This window comes from Croceibacter sp., assembly GCF_002716225.1.
GTDB classification, from domain to species: domain Bacteria; phylum Bacteroidota; class Bacteroidia; order Flavobacteriales; family Flavobacteriaceae; genus Croceibacter; species Croceibacter atlanticus.
In genome coordinates this window covers 301,038-316,723 of sequence record NZ_PAZX01000005.1, presented here as the reverse complement: position 1 = coordinate 316,723, position 15,686 = coordinate 301,038, and the positions used below count along the sequence as shown (strand labels likewise).

The window sequence follows — 15,686 nt, the reverse complement described above, 5'->3', positions numbered from 1 at the left end:
GCATTGTTAGAAGTAATGTGATTTTATATTTCATAGTTCTTAATTTTATTTGGATAAAATTACTGCTGTAAATCAACAGCTTGTGTCATAATTATGGTTGTTATCTATACAATTTTGTCCAATGAATTCCTAAAGTTTTTCTGTTGTGATTTATACTCGGTCAGGCTCATACCCGTTTCGCTTTTAAACTGGCCACTCAAATGGTTGATATGGCTATAATCCAGCAGCTGTGCCATTTCTGTAAAGTTGAGTTCCTTGGCCTGTACCAGTTCCTTTACCTTTTCTATTTTCAATTTGATGAAGTACTTCTCAATGGTAATGCCTTCGGTAATTGAAAAGACCTTACTGATTTTAGAATACTCGTGACCCAATGCATCGGCTAAGTGAGCGGATAATTTCTTATCGAGTTCCAAAGGCAATTTTTGTAATGCTTTAATCAGTTCTACCTTAACCTGCTCTGTGAGTTTTTCTTCGGTACTGCCAATTAGGGAAAATCCATTACTTTCAAGTAAAGTTTTCAATTTTTCGATTTCATCATCGCTCTCGATGTTTAGGCGCAAACGACCCAATTCGATTTGTAACAATTCGATAGTTTGTTTATCCAGTACATCCCTTAAAACCTTGATGCATCTATCACATACCATATTTTTTATGTAAAAATCCTTGACCATAATTAATTGATTAGATAGTTAATAATGGCCGATTGTACATAGTACATTTGCACCGACTCGATTTGATTCATCTGAAACTTCAACTGCAATTCCTGAATGTCCAGCACATCGTTAAAATCGATAGTGCCAGTTTCATAATTTTTTACCAGAATTTCTTCGGCATCTTGGGCTTGTTTTAGATTGCGTTCTTGTGTGTAGTAAGCAATGCGAGCTTGGTTGCGTTGTGATTGCGCTTTCGCGAAAGCGGATTCCAGCACATTCAATCGCTGTTCCCTTTGGGTCTCTATTTCTTGCTGTCGCAGTTCATTTTGTTTTGAAATGGATTTGTAGCGGCTATTGAAAATGGGTATAGAAATCGACACCATTGGCATCAATACATCTTTCCCATTATCGCTGAAGTTAACATCGCTACGTTCGGTTACGGGCAAGTAATCCACACCAAAACCAATCATAGGTAAGCTTTCACGCTGGTTGAGTAGTTCAGATTGTGCCACAGATTCATAAAGTTTATCGTATTTGAGCAGTTCAGGATTGAGCGCCAGCGCTTCATTGTCATAAAAAGGGTCTTCCTGCGGAATTTCCATTTCTGGAACTACGTCAACAGTCATCATTGATTCACGGTTGAGCAAATTGTTAAAAGCTGTTTGTTCTGCCGTAAATTCTTCTTCCAAAACTTCCTTTTGTTGCTGTAACTCATTTTGCCGTATTTGAAGTCGCAACACATCTACGGCACTCGCTTTACCTACTTCTACAGACGTGAGTGCAAGTTGCTCATAGGTTTGCAATAGCTGTATATTTTCATCCAGCACAGCTTGCTTGGCACGTATAGAATACAGGCTATAATAGGATTGTGCGACCGAAAGTGCGAGCTTGCGCTTTGCAATCGTGATGTCCACATATTCAGCATCTGCCATTGCGGTGGCATAATTTTCACGAGCTGTAATAGTACCGAACCACGGCAACATCTGTTTTACGCCTATTCGTGCACGTTGCGCACCGACTCTGGTTTCAGGCTCACTCACAAAATAGCCGGCACTCACTTCGGTATTTGGAATCCAGTTGGCTTCATTTACCTTTTCTTCGGCAATATTATAGCGCAGTTCAAAGGCTTGAATTTCTGGATTGTTCGCTTCGGCTTCCTTAATGTAGGATTGTAATTGTTGCGCTTTCGCGAAAGCGGAAACAAACAAGAACACCAGTATATATTTTAATTTCTTCATCTGTTTGCTTTTTTAAGTTGGTATTCCTTTTTCCAGCTATATAAGACTGGCAGTAGGAAATAGGACGTAACATCGATTATCATTCCGCCAAAAATGGGTATCGCCATCGGTATCATTATATCGCTTCCCTTGCCTGTGGATGTAAGTACGGGAAGTAGTGCCAGTACCGTAGTTACAGTAGTCATCAAACACGGACGAATACGTTTACCTGCGGCTTCCAAAGTGGCGAGACGAATGCCCTTTTTATTGTCTGGTTCGTTGCTTTTGAAAGATTGGTCTAAATAGGTGGCCATTACCACGCCATCATCCGTAGCAATACCAAATAGGGCGATAAAACCTACCCAAACGGCTACACTTAAATTGATGGTTTTCATATTGAACAAATCCCGCAGATTTTCGCCAAAAAAGCCGAAATTGAAAAACCAATCTTGTCCGTATAGCCATATCATTATAAAGCCACCAGCAAAGGCCACGGCGATTGCGGTAAACACCATAAGCGATGTGGAAACCGACCTGAATTGGAAATACAAAATCAAGAAAATAACCAGCAAACAAAGCGGTACGACAACCGATAGCGTTTTTTCTGCTCGTAACTGATTTTCATAGGTTCCCGTAAAGCGATAGCTCACGCCTTGTGGTACGACCAGCGAACCGTTATCAATATTTTCTTGAATCAGCGCTTGGGCATTTTCTACCACATCCACTTCGGCATAGCCGTCGAGTTTGTCAAATAGCACGTAGCCAATAAGAAAAGTGTCTTCACTTTTAATGACCTGTGGTCCTTGCTCGTAGCGAATATCTACCAATTCGCCCAGCGGTACAGGACTTCCTTTTTCAACAGGAACATAGATGTTTTTAAGGTCGTCCGGATTTGCCCGTAACTCTCTTGGATAGCGCACGCGCACGGCATAGCGTTCACGACCTTCCACGGTTTGTGTGAGTGGCATACCACCAACTGCCACTTGAAGAATTTCCTGAACATCCATTATGGATATGCCATATCGAGCCAATTGGTCTCGCTTAATATCTATGAGTAGGTACGGCTTGCCCACGATACGGTCTGCAAAAACAGCTTGTTCCTTAACGCCTTCGGCTTGTTTGAGAATGTCTTCCAATTCCAGTCCAAAGTTTTCTATGGACTTTAAATCGGGACCTTTTACCTTGATGCCCATAGGCGCACGCATTCCCGTTTGTAGCATTACCAATCTCGTTTCGATGGGTTGCAACTTGGGTGCCGATGTCACGCCTGGTAATTTGGTCACTCGTACAATCTCGTTCCAAATATCATCAGGACTTTCAATGTCCGGTCGCCAGTTTCGGTAGTACTCGCCATCGTCATCTTCAATCAACTCTTCGCGTGTAGCAGTCGTTTTTAGCGATGTTTCGGCATAGTTGACATTATCATCTATTTCATTATTCGGATTGATAATGAATTTATCGTTTTTCAGTACAAACAATCCATCGTCATTGACCTTGTAACGTTGTCGCTCGCCAGATGTATTTCGCATATATTCAGATTTATACTGAATGACATTCTCATACATCGAGAGCGGTGCTGGGTCGAGTGCGCTTTCGGTTCTTCCCGCTTTTCCTACTACAGTTTCGATTTCAGGGATGCTTGCCACCGCCATATCGAGCTGTTGTAGTACACGCTTGTTTTCTTCAACACCTGCGTGTGGCAAGGATGTAGGCATCAGCAGGAACGAGCCTTCATTAAGCGCTGGCATAAACTCTTTGCCCGTATTTCGCATTATGAGAATACCGAGCGTGAGCACCGTAGCCGGAACTATTAAGAATAGATATCGGTTTTGAAGTGCCCATCGCAAAATACGCTCGTAGTATATCCTGAAAATTGAGAATACACCGAGCAGTCCAAAACAGATAATGGAAACAAATATTAGGTTCATTACTACGCTTCGGTCAAAGCCCAATGGTCGCCAATACGTAGCGAGCAAGAACACTATGGCAACCGATGAAATGATGATGTCAAGCAGGTTTTTGCGCTTTTGCGAAAGCGTACCGCGCATCTTTAAAAATGATGTGATGGCAAAGGCGATTAGAATTAGTCCTAACCAAAAGCCGTAAACGATGGCGAGAATTCCCAATAAAACAAGTGCGCCATTGATGACGTACTGTGTCCGTTCACGCAAATTCGTCTTACGGAAAAGGAATGCCGCAATGGGTGGAATGAGAAACAGCGCAATAATGAGCGATGCCGTGAGTGCCATTGTTTTGGTAAAGGCCAGCGGGCGAAACAGTTTTCCTTCGGCACCTATCATTGTAAATACGGGCAGGAAACTAATTATGGTCGTTAGTACAGCTGTTAGTATAGCACCAGAAACTTCGGCAGTTGCGTTGTAGATGATTTCGTTGGTGGTGTATTCTATTCCGTTTTCTCGAAAGCGTAATTTCTCATCTTCCAAGTGCCTAATCATATTTTCGGCGAGTATTACGCCCACGTCCACCATTGTACCGATGGCAATGGCAATACCTGAAAGGGCGACGATATTTGCATCTACATTAAAGAGCTTCATCGTGATAAAAACCATAAGGACGGCAACCGGCAACAACCCAGATATGAGGATAGATGCACGTAGGTTGAATACCATTATGATGATGACCAGAATGGTAATCAGGATTTCCAAAGTCAGGGCTTCATTGAGCGTGCCCAACGTTTCCTGAATGAGTTCGGTACGGTCGTAAAACGGCACGATGGTTAGTTGCGAAGTGCGTCCATCTGATAAAGTTTTTGTGGGAAGTCCAGAGCTTATTTCGGCAATTTGAGCCTTGACATTATTGATGACTTCCAGCGGATTTGCACCGTAGCGAGCGACCACGACACCACCTACGACTTCGGCGCCTTCCTTATCGAGAATACCACGTCTTGTCGCTGGCCCTAAATGAACATTAGCCACATCTTTGATGCGGATGGAAGTGAAATTTTCAGAATCTACCACCGCATCTTCGATATCTGCGATGGACTTGACGTAACCCAATCCGCGTACGAGGTATTCGGCTTGATTGATTTCGAGCGTTTGTGCGCCTATATCTTGATTGCTCTGTTTGACGGCTTTAACCACATCGCCCATACTCACATTGTACTGGCGCATTTTTTCTGGATCAATGTCCACTTGGTATTCCTGAACATAGCCACCTATGGAAGCTACTTCAGAAACACCACTTGCCGATGACAATCCATATTTCACATAGTAATCCTGTATGCTACGCAATTCCTGTAAATCCCATCCGCCAGTTACGTTGCCGTCTTTATCACGACCTTCCAGCGTGTACCAAAATATCTGTCCGAGACCTGTGGCATCTGGCCCAAGAGATGGATTGACACCATCAGGTAAGAGGTTTGCAGGAAGTGAGTTCAGTTTTTCGAGTATGCGACTACGTGACCAGTAGAACTCGATGTCTTCTTCAAAAATGATATAGATGCTGGAAAATCCAAACATAGAAGAACTACGAATAGTTTTTACGCCTGGAATACCAAGAAGGGAAGTGGTAAGCGGATATGTGATTTGGTCTTCAATATCCTGTGGCGAACGCCCTTGCCACTTGGTAAAAACAATTTGCTGGTTCTCGCCAATATCAGGTATGGCATCAACGGCAACTGGGTCTGTAGGCAAAAAGCCCGTTTCCCAATTAAAGGGTGCGTTGACCACGCCCCAACCCACAAATAGGGCGAGTAGTAGAACGGCAACAAGTTTGTTTTCTATGAGAAATTTAATGCTCTTATTCAGCATAGCATTTGATTATTAGAGTTTTGGAATTACGTGTTGCGGAAAATGGCAAACACGAGTTTTAGCCCACGACAGCGTAGCTGTTGGGCTTCATTCTAAAAATCTAACAAATCAAATTAAGAAAGTCTGGTGCAGCACTTGCACATTCCGTTTGACAAAGGGTCGCGGGTAATCGTTGAAAGGAACTTCTTTAGATTCTGTTCCTTCAAAAAGGTTTATATAAGAATATGTAAAAGCAGCGATGAACGTTTGCTGCTCAAAGGTTAACTTAGTAAAGTCTTGCTTTAAATTATCCTGTCCTTCAATAATTAATTGCTCATCCGAGCAACAGGAATTTTTGGTAAGCATCGGATTTTCACAACCTATACTTGACTGCTCTTTTTCCATTCCACAGGTTTCTGCTGATTGGAAAAATGAAAAATCTACTAATGTATCACCACAATAGTGCATATCTACAGTAAACGACATCGTAGTAAAGAGTACCACGCAAGCCATTAAGATTGCCATTGATTTGTGAATGAATTGTTTCATATAACACAAAAATATATAAATTATATCAATTTGATATGAATTATTTTCCAAATAGTAAAGCTTTGTAAGAGGATTTATCAATTGAAATTGAAGGAATTGCCTTAAAAATATTGAATCTCGGGTATTCGAATTTTACAATTCTTGTGATTGAATTAATGCAATTTTCATCTGCTTTGTGACCGATCATTATATTCATTAAAGATGTGGTTTTAAATTTTACTTCGGCGATGTGGTTTTATTAAGGTTTCACGAAGAAGGCTTAATTCGCTAGGTTCATCATTAAGCTCCCCAAATTCTGGATTTGAGTCTAATTTGTCGTTTAGTTTAGTTCGAGTTTGAATTCTCTTAGGTCGTCTGTGGTGATAATTTGTGTTGGCATTTGTAAAACTTTTAAGGTTATTAAAAAAAATCCCACGACGCCTGCGGGATAACATATGTACCACCAAATCCAGCAAAGCTCTCATTGGTGGCACTTAAGTTAATTTGACATTCGTTTTACAAATATGCTTTGTTTTGGAATAGTTTGTTCACAACCTTTACCCAAGTTGGGTGAAAGTTTAACATTTTAAAAATGGTTAAGATTCTTCTGTAATGACTCTATTTTCAAGAGCTACCATTAAATATTTCATAAATTTACATCTATCCTTTTTTCTTGATTTTAATTCGACATACGTTCTATGAATATTAGATAAATCTGTGTTGAATACTGTCCCAAAAACGTTTGCCAATGTGGTTATACTTATTTTACCATTCTGAATAGCTCTAGATGTTTGAAGAGCATAAATGAGCTCCACTAAATCTATTTTATTGGACGTCCACTCAAGGTTAAATTTGTTTTCATTGCTTGAATCTACTACATAGGCATTTAGTTCTTTGATTCTTAAGGTTTCCAGTTCTTTCTCATAGAACTTCATTATTAAATCATACGCTACAATTTCAGCTCTAAGTTCGTCGTGACTTGTTGAAAAATCAGGATCATAAATACAAGCTGACCGATACGTAATTGGCCAGAGGCTTTTATTTTTTCTTAAGTAATAGTATTCGTCTAATTCGCTTCTACCTTGTTTGCAATAGGTCACAAATTCTGCAAATGGTTTTAATCCCTTTTTTAGCTTTTTAATATTATTATCTACAAGTTGCCGTTGTTGAGTAATAGAACCAGAGCCTTTATAAATAAGATAGCTTTGAATATGTAGGTAATATTTTAAATGCCCATATATGACTGGTTTTTGATATTTAAAAAACTTAACTTCAGCATTAGTTGAATCAAAATTATAAGTGCCAAAAACTTTTCTTATATCTATGATATGTTTTTCACAACAATCAATTGCTATTGATATTATAGGTAGGTTAATTTGATTTATACTATAGTGTTCTTCTATAATATTTATAAATTGATTAAGTAGTTTATTTAGAGCTGCCTCCATTGTTTATCGATTTAAATTAAACATTTTGGGGGCTATTGATACATACAAAAATATGATATATAAAAAAACCAACTATAAATAGTTGGTTTTGCTTATAAGTTTTATAGAGGTCATTAATGTGGTAACTTCTCCTTTATTAGACCATATAAAAAAGTGCCAGCAATTGCACCAAATATTACTACAAGAATTGAAGCATAACCCGCGCCTGCAAGTACATACATAGGACCAGGACAAGCACCTGCCAAAGCCCAGCCCAGACCGAAAATTATACCACCTACTAAATAGCGTATTATGCTTTTATTTTTAGGTTTTAAGCTCATTTCGCTTCCGTTTAGCGGCTTTATATTCTTACGTTTAATTACTTGAATCCCAATAATTCCAAGAACCAAGGCTGAACCTATAATTCCGTACATATGAAAACTTCCAAACTGAAACATTTCATATATGCGGAACCACGAAGCCGCTTCAGATTTAAACATTATGATACCGAAAAAAATACCAATTACTAAATATGTGATGTATCTCATTATTAAAATATTAAAGGATATATTAAATGAATCATTACTAGGCCTCCGATAAAGAAGCCTATCACGGCAATCAACGATGGTAATTGCAAATTACTTAATCCAGAAATGGCGTGACCTGATGTACAACCACCTGCATAACGTGCTCCAAAACCGACTAATAAACCACCTATTAATAATATGGCAATTATAAAAGGGTCACCAAGCGCGTCTGTCGAAAAAATTTCAGGTGGTAAATAAGCCTCACCCGCGCTCTCTATTTGATAATCATTTGAAAGTTGTTGTGCGATTTCAGGATTAATTTCAACTGTATTGTCGCTCATATAATTAGATGCTATAAAACCACCGATAATCGCACCCAGTACGACCATTAAATTCCAGCGTTCTGCTTTCCAATCAAATTTAAAAAAATCTGCTGCCTTTCCTGCACCCACAGCAGCACATGCTGTACGTAGGTTTGAAGACATCCCAAATTGTTTTCCAACAAGCAGTAAAACAAACATTACAAGGGCAATAAGTGGTCCCGCCACATACCAAGGCCAGGGTTGGTAAATCCAATACATATATTAATTTTTAATGCAAAGATGAAGTTTTCAATACTTTGGTACAGTAACAAAGGTTACAGTAACTTCAATTAATTTTTATTAATTTTATATAAAACGAAACGTTATGACACGTAATAAAAAATTAAACTTAATCTCAGTATTACTTGCACTAACCGCTATTGCAATGATTGTGGTGGGTATAGTAATGAAAATTCCAGCACCTGCCATTACTGGTATTGGCTTTCTTTTAATAGTTTGGGCAATTCAAGTATTAAAATAGTTTACTCTTACTTATATTGGCTTGGGCTTTTAAAATTTCTATTTTAAGCAAACTCAATTATTTTCAACTTAGGTAACAAAGGTTACTCACGTAAACTTGTAAATATTCTATTTTTGCTTCAATCGTGAAATCTAAAACTTACATAGCGTTATTTCTTACCTTCATTTTTATGGCGAAATTTATCGTCATTGATGCTAATGGACTGAAGGCTTTGTTTAGCGGAAATGACATATCTTTTGTAAAACTTAATTGTAAAAAGAAAAACTCACCAAAACAGGCCAACAAGACAATCGATTTTTCGCAAGTTGACCTTAGCACTTTACAAGTTGTTATGCTAAATGGTATTTGTACCTCGCAGTTTCAATTTGAACTTCACTCTTGGGAAACAAATATTTCAAGACCTACAGCACTTTTCGACGAACATTTTTCTTCAGTACTAAGTTATCGCTATTTAGATAACGATTCTCCGCCACCACGATTGGTGTAATCACTTTTTTATAAAATTTTAAAATTGGTGCTTCCGTACTGCTCTTTCACACATCATCATTATGGTCTGTTAAACCATTATGGATAAACACCACGCAAATTCAATCATTTTTCACATCACTTATAATGACGACAAAAATTTTAATAAGCCGTCGTTCCATACAACTATTACGCATATTGGTGAGCGGCATATTTCTCGTTGCAGGTTTTAATCACTTGCTTAACATAGAGAAAACTGCCCAACGTATTGAAAAAGCCAGTTTTAAGGGTATTGCCTATTTCTTTGGCGAACCTCAATGGCTAATCATTATTTCTGGTATCGTAATGATATCAGCAGGTTTTATATTCTTGATAGGATATAAAACCAAATGGGCAGCAATAGTTTTGATGGCGGTTTTAATACCCATCACTTTAACGGTTCAAGTAGGGCAAATTACAACCCTTGGACCACTCTTTAAAAATATAGCAATTCTTGGTGGACTTCTTTTTTTTATACTGAATGACACTAATAACCATTTAAAATAAATTAAAATGAAAACAATTTTTTATAGTACAGTAGTAATCGTGATGACTCTTTTTACGAGTTGTGGTTCCTTAGCGCAAAACACTGTAGATACAAACAAAAATAATTATGTGGTACTGACTAAAAAGGTGCCACAATTAGAGCCCATAATTTTAACCGCGGAAGCCTTAAAAGAAGAAGATGGCAGCAATTTTGGTCAATTTGAAGTTATCATTTGCGGCAAGGAAATTGGCGATATTACTGATAGTTCTAAAATGAATGGCTTTATAGTGCGTGCTGAAAATGTTGGTGTAAAATTAGTAGCCTGTGGTTTTTCGCTCAATAAATTTAAAGTTGATACAACCAAAGTGCCCGATGAAATGAAAACTGTCGAAAACGGTATTCTATACAACCTTCAACTTCAGAAAAAAGGATATAATAGTTTAAGTCTATAATTATGAAAATATTTAAGGAAATATTTATTACACCACTTTCGATAATTGGAATACTATTGGTTTTGGTCTCGTGTAAAACGGAGAAATCGAATGTAATGGCAAGTAATAAAACTAAACGAGACACCTTGAGCATTACTGTATTGCAAACTGCCGATATACACGGACAGCTTGATACACATCCCGAATTGTTTTGGGAAGATGAAAACGTGGTATTTAAAACTCGTGGCGGCCTTGCCAATATTAAGACCCTTTTTGCCCGGGAACGACAAAAAAATCCCAATAGAACAATTATAGTTGATGGTGGCGACCTCATACAAGGTAGTGGTTACACGGCTCTGTCTGAAGGTAAGGTAATGCCAGAACTCATCAAAAATATGGGCTATGACGTCATCATCCCTGGTAACTGGGAAGTGGTGTATGGCAAGGACGTAATGATAGATGTGATGCAGGGATATGACACGGATGTTATTGCACAGAATATGTACCACGAAAAAAGCGAGGAACTTTTGTTTCCCGCTTATTCCGTTAAAGAAATAGAAGGTGTTCGGGTTGGCTTTATGGGCATAAACGATCCTGATGTTCCCGTTAGGCAAAATCCGATTTTTAGTAAAGGGATTGCCTTTAGTAGTCTTACCAATGAATTGAAAAAGCAAGTGGATGATTTAAAGGCCAATGAAGACCTGGATGTACTTTTTTTAGTAACGCATCTTGGTGTTTTTAAACAGGTAGAACTCGCCAACAATACCATTTCAGAAAGTGTAGATTACATATTAGGGAATGACACACACGAGCGCGTGCGCAAACCTATACAAGGCAAATTCGCAAAGGTTACCGAACCAGGTGCTTTTGGTTCTTTTGTTGGTAAGCTTACCTTGCATTTTGTGGATGGCACATTGGTGAGTGATGAATATGAACTTATTGATGTTGATCCAAAGGTATTCCCAGCTGATACGAAAGTACAGGCGCTTGTTGATAAGGCAAAAGCGCCCTACGAAGAGCATTTGGAAACAGTGATTGGGTACACAAAGACACCTATTTATCGCTATCTTACTGTTGAAAACCCAATGGATAATATGATTACCGATGCGGCCCGATGGAAAACTGGTGCTGATATATCTATCTCAAATGGTTTTCGTTTTGGCAACCCTATTGTTCCAAAAAACGGGAAGCCTGCACCTATTACTCGTGCAAATCTTTGGAATTTACTACCTGTAAATGAAAAAGTGAAAACAGGAAAAGCCACTGGTAACCAAATAAAAGAGTGGTTAGAAAAAGAAATGCACAATGCCTTTTCACAAAAACCGACTGAGCGATTTGGTGGTTGGTTGGTACGGTTTTCAGGTATGAAAGTCAATTTCAATAGCCAAAACGAACGTGGAAACCGTATCACAGCAATAACGGTTAACGGCGAGCCTATGGAAGATGACGAATTCTACACTATTTCTGCTTGTGTTAGACCAGGCGACCCTATAGATAATCTTTGCAGGATGGCTAATGTGAAAGATGTGGAAGTAATGGATTATACGATTCATGAGGTTGTTGAGGAATATCTCAAAAAGAAATCGCCTGTATCGCCCACTATAGATGGAAGAGCCTATTGTGACTATCTAGGCACTTATTCCTTTTCAACCGTACCCAAAACAAACTATAAATTTCAATAAAAATTTAAGTTATGAATACTAAGAAAGAAAATAAGAATAAAAAGAAACCGTGGATTCAATACGGAATTTTTGCCATAGTGGCCATTTCACTTTACACAACTGGTTTACATACTGAAGTTATAGGTTTCGCTCAACGCGGATTACTCGCTACAGGCTTGATGAATCCTGATATAGAAGAGATTGCGCAGGTAAGAAAGAATGACAAGAACAATGATGAGGCATCAATGCCAAATCTTACCAAAGCAGATTTAAACCTAAAATTGATTGACGCTGAAGGCAAAAAAAGGTCATTAAAAGAATTTAAGGACAAGGTCATATTTTTGAATTTTTGGGCAACTTGGTGTCCGCCTTGTATTGCCGAAATGCCGACCATCGATAAATTACACGAGGAAATGGGTGATGAAGTTGCTTTCATATTATTATCATTCGATGATGATTTTGAAAAGGCTAAAGCTTTTAATAAACGCAAGGGATATGACTTACCAATTTACGCTCCAGCAAGTAATCTGCCAGCTATGTTTCAGTCATCTGCCCTACCTACAACTTATGTAATTGATGCCGATGGAAATATGGCATTAACACATAAAGGTATGGCCGATTACAGTGATCCGAAATTCAAAGATTTTATATTGGATTTAAAAAAGTAAATAACTAAAAACGGCATCAACTTAAAAGTTGATGCCGTTATCTTAATAGTATTTTAGGGTTTTATTTAAACTCTTTGATGTTATCACTTAAATCATAAACGGTTACACCGTTCAGTTTTTTTTGAAGAATACTACTTCCTGCAGCACTGCGATAGCCACCAGCACAATGTACAACAATAGGTTTGTCCGTCGGAATTTCATTTGCTGTGTCTCGCAGTTCGTTTAAAGGATGTGAGATAGCACTATCAAAGAATTTGCCTTCTTCCACTTCACTATTATTACGGATATCTACAATCGTGTACTTGTCAGAATTGTTTTTGAAATCTTCCAAATTCAGTTTTTCGGTTGTTTCCAAATTTTCGTCTGAAATTGTAATTACTTTGTTAAGTAGTTTTTCATAGCCAATTTTTGCTACACGGTGTAACATCGCATCTTTGTTTTCTTTGCTATCAATAACCAGCGTAAATGTATCTTCTGGTTTGATAATAGAACCTAACCATGTTTCAAATTTTGCATTATCTGAAACTGCCTGAATGTTAAAACTGCCTTCAAGATGTCCTTTTTTAAAGGTCTCTTCATCTCGCATATCGACAATAAGGCCTTCACTTATAGCATTTTCAGAAAAAGGGATTTTATCAATGGATGGCTTTAAATCATCTGCACCTACTTTATTGGTATCAACATCAAACCCAAAATAGTGAGGAATAAATGGCTGCCCATCGAGGATGGTATTCATAAACTCTTCTTTGGATTGCTTTTTAAAAGCCCAATTACTCATTCGTTCATTACCTAAAGTACTGCTGGAGGCATCACTCATGTTTTTTCCGCAAAGCGATCCTGCACCATGTGCTGGATATACAAGTGCATCATCTGGTAAATCATTAAATTTATTGGTGATAGTTTCATACATCATTTCGGCAAGTTCTTTACGTTTTGCCTTCGTATTTCCGGACTTTTCACGCAAATCTGGCCGACCAACATCGCCTATAAATAGGGTATCTCCTGTAAACAGAGCAGTTTCTTGGTCTTCAGTTGCTACGATAGTAATACTATCTGGCGAGTGCCCTGGTGTGTTAATCGCTTTTAGTTTCACACTACCCAATTGGATACTATCGCCTTCATCAAATGTGTTGTGTGGGTAATCTGCTCCCAGCTTCTCACTGTTGTAAATAATTGCTCTTGTTTTTTTGTGAATTTCTAGATGTGAACTTACAAAGTCTGCATGGGGATGAGTTTCAATTATCGCTTCAATTTCTGCATTGTTAGCTTTTGCGAAAGCGTAATATTGCTCGGGATTACGTTCTGGATCAATAACCGCCATTTTTCCATCACTTATAACTGCATAAGAATAATGGGCAAGTGGCTTATATTCAAATTGTTTAATTATCATAATAAATTATTTTTTATATAAAATTAAAAAAGATTATACCAAATTGCAGTAACCTTTGATACATAACCTTAAATTTAAAAAAAAGAATCTTTTTTGTAAATGTTTACCAGCCTCTATAAAGTAAATAACTTTTAATCCTTTTGATTACCATATAAGTATATGTGTAGAAAAATAGTTAGAGGTATTAATTATCGAAACTTTGATCTCAATAAACTCCTAAAATAATGTATGGAAAAAATTCACTTTTTGTTATACAATACTACAATTCATATTTACTCAATATTTTTTATAAGGCCATCCCATATAGCCTCCTTTTAAATCATAGATTTTTTTAAACCCTAATAAATCTAATTTTTTAGCGGCTTGTAGGCTACGATTGCCTGAACGACAATAGAGATAAACAGGCTTCTCTTTATCTAACTTATTAAACTTTGAATTGAAATTTTCTTGCTGAAAAAAATCAATATTTAAAGCGTTTTCAATTGCGCCTTCATTGTACTCTTTTTCTGTACGAACATCGACTAATTGAACATCATTATTTGAAATAGCATTATAATATTCTGTTGCTGTTAGGATTTTTATCGCTTTATTAGATTGCCCGTTGGCGCCAAATAGTGTGCTTAATAGTGTCATAATTATAATATATTTTTTCATTAATAGAAATTTATTTTCAGTGTAAAGTCATATTACATTGTACTGGTAATTTGTAACTTATGTTACTATTGTTGCTTTTTAAATGGATAAATAATTTGGCTAGAAAACGTCTTGGGAAAATCGTTGTCATTATGAAAGCCTATCTCTATATCCCGACCACTTTTTGGCACATAAGCTGTCCCAAACAGGTAGTCCCAAAGGCTCAATCTTAGACCATAATTCATACCGTAAGGGTGTTCTTTTGGCAATGCTTTTGAATGATGCCAAATATGCATACGAGGATTATTGAAAACGTAGCCTAATTTTCCATAACTCCAATCAAGATTTGCGTGATTTAAATGACCAATAAAAACGGTAAACATATGGACCACGAAGAATTGCTCGATACCAAATCCTATCATCGCAAGTGGTAAATATTGAATTGTTTTGTAGACAATTGTTTCCATAAAATGGAAGCGAAATTGAGCAGCAAACCCCATTTGTTTAACGCTGTGGTGTACTTTATGAAACTTCCACAACCAAGGTATTCTATGCAACATTCTATGGACGTTCCATTGAACAAAGTCTGCAATGAAAAACATTATCAACAATTGTGTCCAAACTGGAAGTGTATCTACATTAATTGCTACAATATTTTCCCACCCCCAAATTCCGATTATATCGGCAAATAATTCTACTCCTACATTAGATAGTGCATTGTAACCGATGAGTGAAAACAAGAAAAAGTTGAATAGTATATAAAAAGCATCGAGCCAGAATCCATTTCTAATTACAGGCTGTTTCTTTCGCCAAGGCACAATAATTTCCAACAGAAACACGACTAGAGACACCCCTAATAACCAATAAAGATAATTGGTCCAAGATGGATTTGAAATTTCTTGGATAAGGTAATTGTAATACCCTAGAAAAGATTCTTTTATTATTTCAACGTATTTATTCAATAGTTT

17 protein-coding genes are annotated in these 15,686 nt (G+C 37.5%); 6 read left to right on the top strand and 11 right to left on the bottom strand.

Annotation, left to right across the window (positions count from 1 at the left end):
• Window positions 1-104: 104 nt before the first annotated feature.
• From CL818_RS03435 to CL818_RS03400, 8 genes are all read right to left on the bottom strand, one after another.
• Window positions 105-671, bottom strand: a complete 567-nt coding sequence (locus CL818_RS03435; RefSeq protein ID WP_013188089.1) for a helix-turn-helix domain-containing protein — start codon at window positions 669-671, stop codon at window positions 105-107.
• A 2-nt stretch (window positions 672-673) separates the two neighbouring features.
• Window positions 674-1,891, bottom strand: a complete 1,218-nt coding sequence (locus CL818_RS03430) for a TolC family protein (protein WP_013188090.1) — start codon at window positions 1,889-1,891, stop codon at window positions 674-676.
• On the bottom strand, window positions 1,888-5,640 hold the full coding sequence (locus CL818_RS03425; protein WP_013188091.1) for an efflux RND transporter permease subunit: 3,753 nt from the start codon (window positions 5,638-5,640) through the stop codon (window positions 1,888-1,890). Before CL818_RS03425 ends, CL818_RS03430 begins: the two co-directional genes overlap by 4 nt.
• Window positions 5,641-5,748: 108 nt before the next feature.
• The gene (locus tag CL818_RS03420) at window positions 5,749-6,168 is read right to left on the bottom strand and encodes an HYC_CC_PP family protein (protein ID WP_041241013.1); all 420 of its coding nucleotides are present in this window, start codon (window positions 6,166-6,168) and stop codon (window positions 5,749-5,751) included.
• A 209-nt stretch (window positions 6,169-6,377) separates the two neighbouring features.
• Complete coding sequence (locus tag CL818_RS03415) at window positions 6,378-6,632, bottom strand: hypothetical protein (RefSeq protein ID WP_281777782.1); 255 nt, start codon at window positions 6,630-6,632, stop codon at window positions 6,378-6,380.
• A gap of 111 nt (window positions 6,633-6,743) precedes the next feature.
• Window positions 6,744-7,595 (bottom strand): RteC domain-containing protein, encoded by an 852-nt coding sequence (locus tag CL818_RS03410; protein ID WP_013188093.1) that lies wholly within the window; start codon window positions 7,593-7,595, stop codon window positions 6,744-6,746.
• Window positions 7,596-7,708: 113 nt separating this feature from the next.
• On the bottom strand, window positions 7,709-8,122 hold the full coding sequence (locus tag CL818_RS03405) for a DUF6691 family protein (RefSeq protein WP_013188094.1): 414 nt from the start codon (window positions 8,120-8,122) through the stop codon (window positions 7,709-7,711).
• A 2-nt stretch (window positions 8,123-8,124) separates the two neighbouring features.
• Entirely contained in the window at window positions 8,125-8,682 is a 558-nt protein-coding gene (locus CL818_RS03400; protein ID WP_013188095.1) for a YeeE/YedE family protein, read from the bottom strand.
• 106 nt (window positions 8,683-8,788) lie between these two features.
• On the opposite strand from CL818_RS03400, the gene CL818_RS03395 reads away from it, so the two are divergent.
• From CL818_RS03395 to CL818_RS03370, 6 genes are all read left to right on the top strand, one after another.
• Window positions 8,789-8,944, top strand: a complete 156-nt coding sequence (locus CL818_RS03395; protein WP_013188096.1) for a hypothetical protein — start codon at window positions 8,789-8,791, stop codon at window positions 8,942-8,944.
• Window positions 8,945-9,113: 169 nt separating this feature from the next.
• Window positions 9,114-9,431, top strand: coding sequence for a hypothetical protein (locus CL818_RS03390; RefSeq protein ID WP_272973896.1), 318 nt, complete (start codon window positions 9,114-9,116; stop codon window positions 9,429-9,431).
• Window positions 9,432-9,556: 125 nt separating this feature from the next.
• On the top strand, window positions 9,557-9,955 hold the full coding sequence (locus tag CL818_RS03385; protein WP_013188098.1) for a DoxX family protein: 399 nt from the start codon (window positions 9,557-9,559) through the stop codon (window positions 9,953-9,955).
• A gap of 6 nt (window positions 9,956-9,961) precedes the next feature.
• On the top strand, window positions 9,962-10,387 hold the full coding sequence (locus tag CL818_RS03380; RefSeq protein ID WP_013188099.1) for a sulfur reduction protein DsrE: 426 nt from the start codon (window positions 9,962-9,964) through the stop codon (window positions 10,385-10,387).
• A 2-nt stretch (window positions 10,388-10,389) separates the two neighbouring features.
• A complete protein-coding gene (locus tag CL818_RS03375) occupies window positions 10,390-12,048 on the top strand; it encodes a bifunctional metallophosphatase/5'-nucleotidase (RefSeq protein WP_013188100.1) in 1,659 nt (552 codons plus the stop codon).
• A gap of 11 nt (window positions 12,049-12,059) precedes the next feature.
• Window positions 12,060-12,695 (top strand): TlpA family protein disulfide reductase, encoded by a 636-nt coding sequence (locus CL818_RS03370; protein WP_013188101.1) that lies wholly within the window; start codon window positions 12,060-12,062, stop codon window positions 12,693-12,695.
• A gap of 61 nt (window positions 12,696-12,756) precedes the next feature.
• On the opposite strand, the gene CL818_RS03365 is transcribed toward CL818_RS03370, so the two are convergent.
• The 3 genes from CL818_RS03365 to CL818_RS03355 all read right to left on the bottom strand — a co-directional run bounded on the left by CL818_RS03365 (window position 12,757) and on the right by CL818_RS03355 (window position 15,680).
• The gene (locus tag CL818_RS03365) at window positions 12,757-14,085 is read right to left on the bottom strand and encodes an MBL fold metallo-hydrolase (protein ID WP_272973897.1); all 1,329 of its coding nucleotides are present in this window, start codon (window positions 14,083-14,085) and stop codon (window positions 12,757-12,759) included.
• Window positions 14,086-14,361: 276 nt separating this feature from the next.
• Window positions 14,362-14,739, bottom strand: coding sequence for a rhodanese-like domain-containing protein (locus CL818_RS03360; RefSeq protein ID WP_013188103.1), 378 nt, complete (start codon window positions 14,737-14,739; stop codon window positions 14,362-14,364).
• A gap of 65 nt (window positions 14,740-14,804) precedes the next feature.
• Entirely contained in the window at window positions 14,805-15,680 is an 876-nt protein-coding gene (locus CL818_RS03355) for a sterol desaturase family protein (protein WP_013188104.1), read from the bottom strand.
• Window positions 15,681-15,686 lie beyond the last annotated feature (6 nt).

What these genes read in the sequence shown, in the direction of transcription:
- CL818_RS03435 (WP_013188089.1), bottom strand. Translation starts at nt 671, where the DNA reads ATGGTCAAGGATTTTTACATAAAAAATATGGTATGTGATAGATGCATC.
- CL818_RS03385 (WP_013188098.1), top strand. Translation starts at nt 9,557, where the DNA reads ATGACGACAAAAATTTTAATAAGCCGTCGTTCCATACAACTATTACGC.
- CL818_RS03420 (WP_041241013.1), bottom strand. Translation starts at nt 6,168, where the DNA reads ATGAAACAATTCATTCACAAATCAATGGCAATCTTAATGGCTTGCGTG.
- CL818_RS03380 (WP_013188099.1), top strand. Translation starts at nt 9,962, where the DNA reads ATGAAAACAATTTTTTATAGTACAGTAGTAATCGTGATGACTCTTTTT.
- CL818_RS03400 (WP_013188095.1), bottom strand. Translation starts at nt 8,682, where the DNA reads ATGTATTGGATTTACCAACCCTGGCCTTGGTATGTGGCGGGACCACTT.
- CL818_RS03430 (WP_013188090.1), bottom strand. Translation starts at nt 1,891, where the DNA reads ATGAAGAAATTAAAATATATACTGGTGTTCTTGTTTGTTTCCGCTTTC.
- CL818_RS03370 (WP_013188101.1), top strand. Translation starts at nt 12,060, where the DNA reads ATGAATACTAAGAAAGAAAATAAGAATAAAAAGAAACCGTGGATTCAA.
- CL818_RS03395 (WP_013188096.1), top strand. Translation starts at nt 8,789, where the DNA reads ATGACACGTAATAAAAAATTAAACTTAATCTCAGTATTACTTGCACTA.
- CL818_RS03390 (WP_272973896.1), top strand. Translation starts at nt 9,114, where the DNA reads ATGGCGAAATTTATCGTCATTGATGCTAATGGACTGAAGGCTTTGTTT.
- CL818_RS03405 (WP_013188094.1), bottom strand. Translation starts at nt 8,122, where the DNA reads ATGAGATACATCACATATTTAGTAATTGGTATTTTTTTCGGTATCATA.
- CL818_RS03375 (WP_013188100.1), top strand. Translation starts at nt 10,390, where the DNA reads ATGAAAATATTTAAGGAAATATTTATTACACCACTTTCGATAATTGGA.
- CL818_RS03365 (WP_272973897.1), bottom strand. Translation starts at nt 14,085, where the DNA reads ATGATAATTAAACAATTTGAATATAAGCCACTTGCCCATTATTCTTAT.
- CL818_RS03360 (WP_013188103.1), bottom strand. Translation starts at nt 14,739, where the DNA reads ATGAAAAAATATATTATAATTATGACACTATTAAGCACACTATTTGGC.
- CL818_RS03410 (WP_013188093.1), bottom strand. Translation starts at nt 7,595, where the DNA reads ATGGAGGCAGCTCTAAATAAACTACTTAATCAATTTATAAATATTATA.
- CL818_RS03425 (WP_013188091.1), bottom strand. Translation starts at nt 5,640, where the DNA reads ATGCTGAATAAGAGCATTAAATTTCTCATAGAAAACAAACTTGTTGCC.
- CL818_RS03415 (WP_281777782.1), bottom strand. Translation starts at nt 6,632, where the DNA reads ATGAGAGCTTTGCTGGATTTGGTGGTACATATGTTATCCCGCAGGCGT.